Origin of the sequence: Streptomyces sp. NRRL S-455 (assembly GCF_000717875.1) — a bacterium.
Classification (GTDB): domain Bacteria; phylum Actinomycetota; class Actinomycetes; order Streptomycetales; family Streptomycetaceae; genus Streptomyces.
The window spans coordinates 139,353-150,525 of sequence record NZ_JOCT01000015.1; the positions used below are offsets into that span (position 1 = coordinate 139,353).

General features: G+C 71.8%; 12 protein-coding genes. 8 read left to right on the top strand and 4 right to left on the bottom strand.

All coding sequences use genetic code 11. The features are described 5' to 3' along the window. Positions 1-12 precede the first annotated feature (12 nt). The 3 genes from IE97_RS0121220 (at position 13) to IE97_RS0121235 (ending at position 2,586) form a co-directional block, all read left to right on the top strand. Positions 13-1,236 (top strand): MFS transporter, encoded by a 1,224-nt coding sequence (locus tag IE97_RS0121220; RefSeq protein WP_051705059.1) that lies wholly within the window; start codon positions 13-15, stop codon positions 1,234-1,236. Between the two features lie 67 nt (positions 1,237-1,303). Continuing rightward, positions 1,304-1,624, top strand: coding sequence for an FmdB family zinc ribbon protein (locus tag IE97_RS40560; RefSeq protein WP_078603328.1), 321 nt, complete (start codon positions 1,304-1,306; stop codon positions 1,622-1,624). Positions 1,625-1,701: 77 nt separating this feature from the next. Beyond that, positions 1,702-2,586, top strand: a complete 885-nt coding sequence (locus IE97_RS0121235) for an S-methyl-5'-thioadenosine phosphorylase (protein ID WP_051705056.1) — start codon at positions 1,702-1,704, stop codon at positions 2,584-2,586. 64 nt (positions 2,587-2,650) lie between these two features. On the opposite strand, the gene IE97_RS0121240 is transcribed toward IE97_RS0121235, so the two are convergent. Beyond that, the gene (locus IE97_RS0121240; protein WP_030242913.1) at positions 2,651-3,601 is read right to left on the bottom strand and encodes a hypothetical protein; all 951 of its coding nucleotides are present in this window, start codon (positions 3,599-3,601) and stop codon (positions 2,651-2,653) included. Between the two features lie 238 nt (positions 3,602-3,839). On the opposite strand from IE97_RS0121240, the gene IE97_RS0121245 reads away from it, so the two are divergent. After that, positions 3,840-4,466 (top strand): hypothetical protein, encoded by a 627-nt coding sequence (locus tag IE97_RS0121245; protein WP_420706120.1) that lies wholly within the window; start codon positions 3,840-3,842, stop codon positions 4,464-4,466. A 123-nt stretch (positions 4,467-4,589) separates the two neighbouring features. Then, on the top strand, positions 4,590-5,048 hold the full coding sequence (gene mscL, locus IE97_RS0121250; RefSeq protein ID WP_030242917.1) for a large conductance mechanosensitive channel protein MscL: 459 nt from the start codon (positions 4,590-4,592) through the stop codon (positions 5,046-5,048). Positions 5,049-5,058: 10 nt separating this feature from the next. Here mscL and IE97_RS0121255 read toward each other — a convergent pair whose 3' ends face one another. Continuing rightward, the gene (locus tag IE97_RS0121255; RefSeq protein WP_030242925.1) at positions 5,059-5,238 is read right to left on the bottom strand and encodes a hypothetical protein; all 180 of its coding nucleotides are present in this window, start codon (positions 5,236-5,238) and stop codon (positions 5,059-5,061) included. 171 nt (positions 5,239-5,409) lie between these two features. Between IE97_RS0121255 and IE97_RS0121260 the strand changes: the two genes are divergently transcribed. From IE97_RS0121260 to IE97_RS0121270, 3 genes are all read left to right on the top strand, one after another. Then, positions 5,410-6,450, top strand: a complete 1,041-nt coding sequence (locus IE97_RS0121260; RefSeq protein WP_030242929.1) for a P1 family peptidase — start codon at positions 5,410-5,412, stop codon at positions 6,448-6,450. A gap of 166 nt (positions 6,451-6,616) precedes the next feature. Beyond that, positions 6,617-7,834: a L,D-transpeptidase family protein gene (locus tag IE97_RS0121265; RefSeq protein ID WP_106975396.1), complete on the top strand. Its 1,218-nt coding sequence runs from the start codon at positions 6,617-6,619 to the stop codon at positions 7,832-7,834. Between the two features lie 179 nt (positions 7,835-8,013). Continuing rightward, on the top strand, positions 8,014-8,760 hold the full coding sequence (locus IE97_RS0121270; RefSeq protein ID WP_030242935.1) for a DUF6227 family protein: 747 nt from the start codon (positions 8,014-8,016) through the stop codon (positions 8,758-8,760). Here the strand turns inward: IE97_RS0121270 and IE97_RS42185 are convergent. Both IE97_RS42185 and IE97_RS0121280 read right to left on the bottom strand, forming a co-directional pair. Beyond that, entirely contained in the window at positions 8,757-8,918 is a 162-nt protein-coding gene (locus IE97_RS42185; RefSeq protein WP_158708322.1) for a hypothetical protein, read from the bottom strand. The genes IE97_RS0121270 and IE97_RS42185 overlap by 4 nt on opposite strands. Before the next feature lie 113 nt (positions 8,919-9,031). Next, positions 9,032-11,107, bottom strand: coding sequence for a PTS fructose transporter subunit IIABC (locus IE97_RS0121280; RefSeq protein WP_030242938.1), 2,076 nt, complete (start codon positions 11,105-11,107; stop codon positions 9,032-9,034). Positions 11,108-11,173: the final 66 nt, after the last annotated feature.

The window sequence follows — 11,173 nt, forward strand, 5'->3', positions numbered from 1 at the left end:
GGATACGGCCGGCTGCTGAGCACTCGCGGCGCCTGGACGTTCCTGCTCCCCGGCTTCGCGGCACGCCAGCCGTTCGCGATGCTGACGCTCTCCATCGTGCTGCTGGTGCAGCACACCACCGGCTCGTACGGAGCGGCGGGCGCCGTCGCGGCCGTCACCGGTGTCTCCATGGCCCTGTTCGCGCCCTACAGCGGCCGCCTCGCCGACCGCTACGGGCAGCGGGCCGTGCTGGTCCCCGGGGTGCTGCTGCACGCGGTGTCCGGGCTGACGCTGACAGCGCTGGCCCTGGCCCACGCCCCCCTGTGGGCCCTGTTCGCGGCGGCCGTCCCGACCGGCGCCTCGGTGCCGCAGGTCGGGCCCATGGTGCGGGCCCGCTGGGGCGTGAAGCTCAAGGACTCACCGCTGATGACCACCGCGGCGGCCTTCGAGTCGGTCACGGACGAACTGACCTTCGTCGTGGGCCCGCTGCTGGCCACCGCCCTGTGCACGGCCGTCGACCCGGCCGCCGGACTGGTGACCGAGGCGTCCCTGACGCTGCTCGGCGGCCTGCTCTTCGCCGCGCAGAAGAGCACCCAGCCCTCGGTGTCGGGCGGCGGCCACACGCGCGTGGAGCACGTCTCCGCGTTGCGTGTCCCCGGCGTGCGGGTGCTGATCGTGACCTTCCTGGGCATCGGCTCCGTCTTCGGCGGCATGCAGGTCTCGCTGGCCGCGTTCACCGAGTCGATCGGCGAACCGGGCCTGAACGGCGTGCTCTACGGCGTCTTCGCCGCGGGCAACATGCTCTCCGGCCTCGTCTGCGGCGCGATCGCCTGGAAGGCGGCCCCGCAGCGACGCCTGGTCGTCGGCTACACGGCCCTGGCGCTCACCGCCTCGGGACTGTGGGCCGCCCACTCCGTCCTGGTCCTCGGCGGCCTCGGCCTGCTGGTCGGCATGTGCATCGCGCCCGCCCTGATCACCGGCTACACCCTCGTCGAGGACCTGGTCCCGGCCGGTGCCCGGACCGAGGCCTTCACCTGGCTGACCGGCGCGGTGGCGCTCGGCCAGGCGGCCGCTGTCACGGTCGCCGGGCAACTGGAGGACCGCCTCTGGGACGGCGCCGGTTTCCTGGTGCCGATGGGCGGCACCGTGCTCGCCCTGGTGACCCTGCTGGCCCTGCGTTCCCGGCTGGTGTCCCGCGCGCACGGCCGCACCGTCGCACGTGGTGTGGGTCACCGCGTGCCGGTGGCAGTGGACTGATCGGCCGGAATACGTCACTATGGATCGTCGTTAGCACTCATCGAGTGAGAGTGCCAGGAGGAAGACAGTGCCCACCTACCAGTACCAGTGCACCGAATGCGGCGAGGGCCTCGAGGCGGTGCAGAAGTTCACCGACGACGCCCTCACCGAGTGCCCCAGCTGCAAGGGCCGCCTGAAGAAGGTGTTCTCGGCGGTCGGCATTGTCTTCAAGGGCTCCGGCTTCTACCGGAACGACAGCCGCGGCTCCTCGTCGAGCAGCTCCGCGGCGTCGTCGAAGTCGTCGAGCACGTCGTCGTCCGACTCCGGCTCGTCGAGCTCCGCTTCGAGCGCTTCGAGCTCGTCGTCGAGCACCGGCAGCTCCACCAGCAGCAGCACCACCGCCGCGTAAGGCCTGATTCTTACGGGACCCTGTCGCCTTCCGGCGACGGGGTCCTCGGCGTTTCCGCCTGCGGTTAGGGTGCGGGCATGGAGAACAAGGCGAACGTGGCGGACTCGGCGGGCTCGGGCTCGGCGGACCAGGGGGGCGCCGGGATCGGCGTCATCGGCGGCTCCGGGTTCTACTCCTTCCTCGAGGACGTGACCGAGGTCCAGGTCGACACCCCGTACGGGTCCCCCAGCGACTCCCTCTTCATCGGTGACGTCGCCGGCCGTCGGGTCGCCTTCCTGCCCCGGCACGGACGGGGCCACCACCTGCCGCCGCACCGGATCAACTACCGAGCCAACCTGTGGGCGCTGCGGTCGGTCGGCGTACGCCAGGTGCTGGCCCCGTGCGCGGTGGGCGGTCTGCGTCCCGAGTACGGGCCGGGCACCCTGCTGGTGCCGGACCAGCTGGTCGACCGCACCAAGTCCCGGGCGAACACCTACTTCGACGGGCTGCCGCTGCCCGACGGCTCGGTGCCGAACGTGGTGCACGTGTCGCTGGCCGACCCCTACTGTCCCGCCGGGCGCGCGGTCGCGCTGAAGGCGGCCCGCGGCAAGGACTGGGAGCCGGTGGACGGCGGCACCCTGGTCGTCGTCGAGGGGCCGCGCTTCTCCACCCGTGCGGAATCGTTGTGGCACCAGGCGCAGGGCTGGTCGGTGGTGGGCATGACCGGCCATCCCGAGGCGGCGCTCGCCCGTGAGCTGGAGCTCTGCTACACGTCCCTGACCCTGGTCACCGACCTGGACGCCGGTGCCGAGACCGGGGAGGGCGTCTCGCACGACGAGGTGCTGCGGGTGTTCGCGGCGAACGTGGACCGGCTGCGGGGGGTGCTGTTCGACGCGGTGGCGGGGTTGCCGGCGGAGGCGGAGCGGGACTGTCTGTGCGCCGGAGCGCTGGGCGGGATGGATCCGGGGTTCGCGTTGCCGTAGGAGCGGATGTCGACATCTCGCGCCGGCGGTCAGCCGCCGTGGAGTCCCCACTCGTCGAGACTGGTCACCATCGGGCGCGCAGCACGCCGTCGCTGTCCGGCAGGACGGCGCAGAGCAGCGGGTGGCGTTCGTCGAGGGACAGGGGCAGGACGCAGGCCGCTCGCGCATCGGCCACTTGAGTGGCGAGTTCCTGGTACTCGGTGTCGTCGACGATCGCGTGACTGATCGTCCCTTCCTGCGCCTCCCAGACGAACTCCACGGATCCCTCCCCGGGCAGGGCGGCAAGAACCGCGCCTACGTCCGGGGTCAGATCGGGCCAGACGGTCAGCAGGGCGCGCGGGCCGAGACCGGCGCGGACCGTGTCGAGGTTCTTCGGCGTGAGGCGGTGCCAGCGTGCGGCGTTGCGGACGCAGGTCTCTTCGAGGAGCAACGTCTGCCGCGAGGCGAGCATGGTGCGCACGCGCGTCCAGAAGTCCTCGTCGGCCGGCTCCGTCACCTCCGCTTCGTCGAACTCGGCCGCATAGGGCGAGGCCGTCAGCGGTTCCGGGAAGAGGCCGAGTTCCCGCGTACGGGCCACGGCGTCCGCGCAGGGCCGGTCGGTGCCCACGTACACATACTGGTCCCACCCGACGTGCATGGTGAACACATCCCCCGCCTCCAGCCGGCACCAGGCGCCCTGGTCGCGGAGCATGGCCCGGACCAGCTCCAGGGCGACCGGAAGGGAGACTTCGCTCCCGTCGTGGTAGCCGGTGAGGTCGGGCGGGAAGAGCCCGACGAGGCCGTGCCCCTCGACCGGCGGCTCCACGCCGAAGTGGACGAAGCCGGTGACCGCAGGGTCGCGGATCTCCAGCCGGTCGATGCCCGAGGCCTCCGCGAAGGCGGTGATCGCCGCCAGGTACGCCGCTTCGACAGGTCCGTGGTCGCTGACTGTGTCCTCGGCGCCGGTGTAGTGGCCGTGCTCATCGCGGTCGGCGGGGTCGTACTTGGTGATCCGGTGCACGAAGGACGGCGGCACGCTGCTCCTTGGACGGGCGGAAGGGACGGGCGGAAGGGGTGCCAGCGTAGTTTCCGGTCCCGATTCCGTCGTGGGGAGGTGGTCGGTCCCACACTGTCTCAGGCCGGACCGGAAGTGGTCGTTCGGGTGAGGGAGTTGTCCACAGGCCGGTGGTAGGTCCACAGGCCTGAGCGGGATGTGGGGCGAGGCCTCATCGTGGGGAGCGCAAGCCGGTCCCTCGTCGCAGGTGGTGGTCCTCATGTCCTTCGCTCGCTCTTCGCTCGCGCCCTCCGCTTCGTTCGCGCCCTCCGCTTCGGCCGTGTCCTCCTCTCCTTCCTGGTCGGCCGCCCCGTGCCCGCCCGGCCCCGAGGTGCCGGCGACGCGTGAGGTGCCGCGGTTCGATCCGGTCCGGGTGCGCGGCCGCTCCCGGGCGGGACGGCTCGTGCGGAACCGGCGGCGGGCCCTGGCCGCCGGGCTCGCGGTCACCGCGACGGCGCTGGTGGCGGCGGGACCGCGCGACGCCGACGGGGCCCGTGGTCATCCCCGGGTGCGGCCTCCCGGGCACGCGGCCTCTCTGTCCGGGGAGCATCCCGCTCGGACGCGTCGCGCGCCGGGTGCGGTGACGGCCCCGGTCCGGATCGCCGACGCGGCCACCGTGCGGCTGTTGCGGCCCGGTGACCGGGTCGACGTCATCGCCGCCGAGGAGACGGCGGCGGGTGGTGACGCGCGGATGGTCGCGCGCGGGGCCCGGGTGACGAAAGTGCCGGAGCCTCTGGAGGACGCGACCGACAGCGGGGCGCTGGTCGTGCTGTCGGTGCCGCGTACCACCGCCGCCCGGCTCGCCGGGGCGAGTGCCACGGCCCGATTGGCGGTGACGTTGTGGTGATTGCGTGCATGATCGCGTCAAGGCCCTCGTTCGTGGGGCCTGACTCCCCCGTTCGGCGCAGCGGTGACGTAGGTTGCGGAGCGTTTTGTTCCACAGGCTGTGCGTGCGAGGAGGGGCCCCGAGGTGAGCGAGAAGAAGGAGCCGAGTGTCTGGGAGGGCTTCAAGGCCTTCCTGATGCGCGGGAACGTCGTCGATCTGGCGGTGGCGGTGGTGATCGGCGCCGCGTTCACCAACATCGTCAACGCCGTGGTGAAGGGGATCATCAACCCGGTCGTCGGGGCCATCGGGACGAAGAACCTCGACCACTACAGTTCGTGCCTGAGCTCGACGTGCGAGGGCGAGCAGGGCATCCAGATCCTGTGGGGCTCCGTCCTCGGCGCGGCCCTGAGCTTCGTGATCACCGCGGCGGTCGTCTACTTCCTGATGGTCCTGCCCATGGCGAAGTACCTGGCCCGGCTGGAGGCCCGCCGCAAGGCGAAGGAGGGCACGCAGGAGGTCATCGAGGTGACCGAGCTGGAGGTGCTCAAGGAGATCCGCGACGCGCTGGTCGCACAGCGCGGCTCCGGGCAGGACCGCCTGTAGCGCGGCTCCTTCAGAGGTGGTGGGGCGGCTTCTCGTCGAGGAAGCGCCTGAGGTCGGCCGCGCTGCCGCCGGAGTCTGTGCGCTCGCCCCAGCCTCGGTCGGTGTCGTCGGAGGACTGCTGGTCGAGCGGGTCGTCGAAGACCAGCGCGGGCTTCGGCGCGCGCGGCTCGGGCTCGGGGGCGGTGCTCATACCTCCAGGGTACGGTCGCGGAGAAAATCCCCCCGCCCTTGGCCCGCGCCCCAGCACTCCAGCGCTCCCGCACCCCCGCGCCCCCGCACCGCCCGGCCAGACCGGGCGGGCTGACGGCGCCGACCGGCTGACCGCGCCCGCCGGGGCCCCCGTTGGTCAAGACTGTGCACCATGACAGTTGACGCTCGGGTGGACGCTCTGACGGATGTCGCCGGCCTGCGGGTGGGGCACGCGACACGCACCGGCGACGGTTGGCTGACCGGCACCACGGTGGTGCTCGCCCCGGAGGGCGGGGCCGTGGCCGCCGTGGACGTGCGGGGTGGTGGTCCCGGCACCAAGGAGACGGACGCGCTTGACCCGCGCAACGTGGTGCGGAAGGTCGAGGCGGTCGTGCTGACCGGCGGCAGCGCGTACGGACTCGACGCGGCGTCGGGTGTGATGGCCTGGCTGGAGGAACAGGGGCGCGGGATCCGGGTCGGGGTGGATCCGGCGCACGTCGTGCCGGTGGTGCCCGCCGCCTGTGTCTTCGACCTGGGGCGGGGCGGCGACTTCCGGGCCCGGCCGGACGCGGCCACCGGCCGCGCGGCCGTGGAGGCGGCCGCGGCGAGCGAGCCCGGAGCACCGGTGCCTGAAGGGTGTGTGGGCGCCGGCACGGGGGCGGTGGCCGGAGTCGTGAAGGGCGGTGTCGGCAGCGCGAGCACCGTGCTCGGCTCGGGGATCACGGTGGCCGCGCTGGTGGTCGCCAACGCGGCGGGGGCGGTGATGGATCCGGAGACGGGGGTGCTGTACGGGGAGTTGTTCCAGGGGCGGGTGGAGTACCCGGAGGCGAGGGTCCACGAGGCCGCGCGGCGGCGTCTCGCCGAGACCGCGGCGCGGAGCGCGTCTCCGCCGCTCAACACCACGCTCGCGGTGGTCGCCACGGACGCGGAGCTGTCGAAGGCGCAGGCGCAGAAGCTGGCCGGCACGGCGCACGACGGCATCGCCCGCGCGGTGCGGCCGGTGCATCTCCTCAACGACGGGGACACGGTGTTCGCCCTGGCGACGGGCGACCGCGCCCTGGACGCGGCGAACCCGCTGGCCCTCAACGAGATCCTCGCGGCCGGCGCGGACGTCGTGACCCGCGCCATCGTCCGGGCCGTACGCGCCGCGCGGCCGGTCGACGGTCCGGGCGGGGCATGGCCGGCGTACGAGGAGTTGTACGAGGGCAGCTGAACCGGCGGACGGGAACAGCCACTTCCACAATCAGGCCGGACAATGTCCGGCCCTTGTAACGGTGATGTCGTGGCCGGCGGTCGGACGCAACCCGACCGGCCGCCTGGCCCCTCTTCCCTCACGTACTGGAGCGGATCACGCACATCACACCAACTGGGGGAAGCCCGTGACAACGCCGGACATTGCAGCGCGGCGCACACTGGGGGCCTGTGCCGCCCTGATGGTCGGCGCCCTGACGCTCACCGCCTGCGGGGGCAGCGCCAACGCCGAGGACGACGGCAAGGGCGGTGACGGCTCGGCCAAGACGTCCGTCGCCAAGATCGCCATTTCGGCGAAGGACGGTTCGGCCGGCGCTTCCATCAACGCGACCGGTGTGAAGGTCAGCGGCGGGAAGCTGACCGAGGTGAAGATGACGGTGGCGGACGACGGTCAGGCCGTGCCCGGCTCGGTCTCGGCCGACGGCAAGTCCTGGAAGCCGAAGGAGCAGCTGGAGCGCGGGACGAAGTACCGGATATCGGCGACCGCGAAGGACACCGAGGGCCGTACGGCCGCCGCCAACTCCGTCTTCACCACGGTGACGTCGGCGAACAGCTTCATCGGGACGTACACACCGGACAACGGCACCACGGTCGGTGTGGGCATGCCGGTGTCGTTCACCTTCGACAAGGCCATCACCGACCGGAAGGCCGTGCAGTCGGGGATCACGGTCACGTCCAGCAGTGGGCAGAAGGTCGTCGGGCACTGGTTCAACGGGCAGCGGCTGGACTTCCGGCCCGAGGAGTACTGGAAGGCCGGCTCCAAGGTCACCATGAAGATCGACCTGGACGGGGTCGAGGGTGCGAACGGCGTCTACGGGGTGCAGAAGAAGACGGTGACCTTCACCGTCGGGCGCTCGCAGGTGTCCACGGTCGACGCCGGCACGCAGACCATGACGGTCGTGCGGGACGGCAAGACCCTGAAGACGGTCCCGATCTCGGCGGGCAGCCCGGAGCACACCACGTACAACGGGCAGATGGTGATCTCCGAGAAGTTCGTGCAGACGCGGATGAACAGCCGGACGGTCGGACTGGGCGGTGAGTACGACATCCCGGACGTGCCGCACGCGATGCGTCTGACGACGTCGGGCACGTTCATCCACGGCAACTACTGGTACAACAAGGGCAATCCGCCCTTCGGCCGCCAGGGCACCAGCCACGGCTGCGTCGGCCTCGCCGATGTCCGGGGCGCCCAGGGCAGCACGTCCGCCAAATGGTTCTACGACAACTCGCTCATCGGGGACGTGGTGATCGTCAAGAACTCGCCCGACAAGACGGTGTCGCCGGACAACGGGCTCAACGGCTGGAACATGGCGTGGAGCCAGTGGGTCGCGGGCAGCGCCTCCTGAGAGGCTGAACGACGGGCCCAACTGGGGTTTTTGGCGGACAGAACGGGCCGCGCGGGAACTTTTCGCGCGGCCCGAGCGTTTTCCTGGACGTACGTTTTCTCGGTTCCCGGACATGATGTCCGACCGAGGGGCTACGGTATGCACCCACAAGGTGACATGCAGCAACGCCGGGAGAAACCTTGAGCGTTCCGTACGAGACGGCAGCGTACGAACCCCACGACTCGCCCGAGTCTCCGGAGGAGCACCTCGCGCGACTCCTCGGCCGCGCCCTGAACTCCTTCGAGTTGCCCGACGAGACGCTGGGGCGGCTCGACTGCGCGCTGGCGCACGACGGTTCGCTGCACTCCGCGCACCACAGCGCCGGCCTGCACCGGGAGACCTACCGGCACACCTGGCTGCTCGCCGACGGCTCGGCGCTGACGCTCTGGGAGCTCGTCCACAACACCGCGGCGGGCAGTGAACCGCAGCACGAGGTGTATGTCGACGAGGAGGAGCTGCGCGCCGCCACCGCGCGCCTGCCGCTGCCGCCGGACGCCCCGGACTTCGAGCTGCCGGTGACGGTGCAGCTGTCCCCCGTCCCCGCGCCCCGGCACGCCTACGCCGGGGTCGACTCGGCGGACCACGCGCGCCGTTTACTGCGCCGGGCGGAGAACGCGGACCGGCCGGGCGCGGACACGGCGGCCCTGCTGGCCACGGCGTCGGGTCACCAGATCACCCAGGCTTTCGGCCGTCCGTGCCGCGCGGGCCGGGCGGGGCTGGGTTTCTCGCTCTACGAGCACGCGTTCCTGCTGCGCGACGGCAGGGAACTCTCCCTCTGGGAGGTGGAGCACACGGCGACGCCGGACGGGCGGCACATGTGCGAGGTGTACGTCAGCGAGGACGCGGCGCGCGAGGCGATGGAGCGGCGCGCGGCGCAGCTGTCCTAGATTCCTCCGCCGCCGAGCTGACGCGCCAGCTCGGCGAAGGCGTCTCTCTCCTCGGGGGTCAGTTCCACGGACTCCGACCGGGAGCCCGTCTGCCGCTGCTGCGGGAGGGCGGGGAGAGGGTGGTGGCCTTCGGGCCACCGGGAGACGTGCTCGGGCATGCGCCCAGTAGACACCACGGCCCGGGACCTCGGTCCCGGGCCGTGACTTTCGTGATCTATCTCGCAGGTGGCATGAACGGTTCACATGCCACGAATGGGGTGGTCCGCAGGCCTTACGCCGCCACCGGGTGCTTCTTCTCCGCAGCGGATGCCGCGGTGCCCTCGGACGCGGTGGTGGCGCCCGGGGCCGGCTTGCGCATGCCCTTCAGGACGACCACCAGAGCCGTCGTGACGCAGACGCCCGCGGCGATGGCGACCAGGTAGAGCAGCGGGTTGCCGATCAGCGGGACCACGAAGATGCCGCCGTGCGGGGCCCGCAGGGTGGCGCCGAAGGCCATCGACAGGGCACCGGTGATCGCGCCGCCCACCATGGAGGCCGGGATGACGCGCAGCGGGTCGGCCGCGGCGAACGGGATCGCGCCCTCGGAGATGAAGGAGGCGCCGAGCACCCAGGCGGCCTTGCCGTTCTCGCGCTCGGTCTGGTTGAAGAGCTTGCCGCGGATCGTGGTGGCCAGGGCCATGGCCAGCGGAGGCACCATGCCGGCCGCCATGACCGCCGCCATGATCTTCATCGCCGAGTCGCTGGGGCTGGCCACCGCGATACCGGCCGTGGCGAAGGTGTAGGCGACCTTGTTGACGGGGCCGCCGAGGTCGAAGCACATCATCAGGCCGAGGAGGGCGCCGAGCAGGATGGCGTTGCTGCCGGACAGGCCGTTCAGCCAGTCGGTCATGCCCTTCTGCGCCTCGGCGATGGGCTTGCCGATGACGACGAACATCAGGAACCCGACGATCGCCGAGGAGATCAGCGGGATCACCACCACCGGCATGATGCCGCGCAGCGCCGCCGGGACGTTCACCTTCTGGATCGCCATCACCACGCCACCGGCGATCAGACCGGCCGCGAGACCGCCGAGGAAGCCCGCGTTGATGTTGAAGGCGATCATGCCGCCGACGAACCCGGGGACGATGCCGGGCCGGTCGGCCATGCCGTAGGCGATGTAACCGGCGAGGACCGGGACGAGGAAGCCGAAGGCGACACCGCCGATCTGGAAGAGCAGGGCCGCCCAGCTGTCGGCCTGCGTCCAGAGGAAGTGCTCCATCACCGACGGGGCCTTGTCGACCTTGTAGCCGCCGATCGCGAAGCCCAGGGCGATCAGCAGACCGCCCGCCGCGACGAACGGCACCATGTAACTGACGCCGGACATCAGCCACTTGCGCAGCTTGGTGCCGTAGCCCTCGCCGGATTCGCCGCCGCGTTCCACCGGGGTGGCCGGGGCGGAGCCGGAGGTGACCTCGCCGCGGGCGGCCTTCTCGCGGACCTCGGCGATGAGTTCGGCGGGGCGGTTGATGCCCGCCTTCACTCCGACGTCGACGGTGGGCTTGCCGGCGAACCGCTCCTTCTCGCGTACGGGCACGTCGTGGGCGAAGATCACGGCGTCCGCCGCCGCGATGACCGCCGGGTCGAGCCGGGTGAAGCCGGCCGAGCCCTGGGGCTCGACGGTGACCTCGACGCCCGCCTCGCGGCCGGCGTTCTCCAGGGACTCGGCCGCCATGTAGGTGTGGGCGATGCCGGTGGGGCAGGAGGTGACGGCGACGATGCGGAACGGCTGCTCCTGCGCCGGGGCGGTGTCGTCGGTGACCGTGGCGGCGGCGGGAGAGGCCGCTCCCGCCGACGCCACGGTGTTCTCGGAACCCGCTTCGGCGGGCGTTTCGGCGGGTGCTTCGGCGGGCGTTTCGGCCTCGTCGGGTGCGTCGCCTCGGATCAGCGCCGCCGCGGCCGCCGCGTCGCCCACCGCGCGCAGGGCGTCGGTGAACTCCGCGTTCATCAGCTGCCGGGCCAGCGACGACAGGATCGTCAGATGGGCGTCGTCGGCACCGGCCGGTGCGGCGATCAGGAAGATCAGGTCGGCGGGGCCGTCGGCCGCGCCGAAGTCGATGCCGTTCGCGCTGCGGCCGAAGGCGAGCGTCGGCTCGGTGACGTGCTCGCTGCGGCAGTGCGGGATGCCGATGCCGCCGTCGAGGCCGGTCGGCATCTGGGCCTCGCGGGCGGCCACGTCGGCGAGGAAGCCGTCCAGGTCGGTCACCCGGCCCAGGGCCACCATGCGCTCGGCGAGGGCACGCGCCGCCGCTTCCTTGCTGTCGGCGGACAGGTCGAGATCGACCAGGTCCGCGGTGATCATGTCGCTCATCGCGGGCTCCTTAGCACGCGTATCGCCCGGGCAGTGGGGTGGGCGGGGGTGGGGACGGGGGTGCGG

Coding starts and splice junctions, on each gene's coding strand:
- IE97_RS0121235 (WP_051705056.1), top strand. CDS start 1,702: ATGGAGAACAAGGCGAACGTGGCGGACTCGGCGGGCTCGGGCTCGGCG.
- IE97_RS0121245 (WP_420706120.1), top strand. CDS start 3,840: ATGTCCTTCGCTCGCTCTTCGCTCGCGCCCTCCGCTTCGTTCGCGCCC.
- IE97_RS0121255 (WP_030242925.1), bottom strand. CDS start 5,238: ATGAGCACCGCCCCCGAGCCCGAGCCGCGCGCGCCGAAGCCCGCGCTG.
- IE97_RS0121260 (WP_030242929.1), top strand. CDS start 5,410: ATGACAGTTGACGCTCGGGTGGACGCTCTGACGGATGTCGCCGGCCTG.
- IE97_RS42185 (WP_158708322.1), bottom strand. CDS start 8,918: ATGCCCGAGCACGTCTCCCGGTGGCCCGAAGGCCACCACCCTCTCCCC.
- IE97_RS0121280 (WP_030242938.1), bottom strand. CDS start 11,107: ATGAGCGACATGATCACCGCGGACCTGGTCGATCTCGACCTGTCCGCC.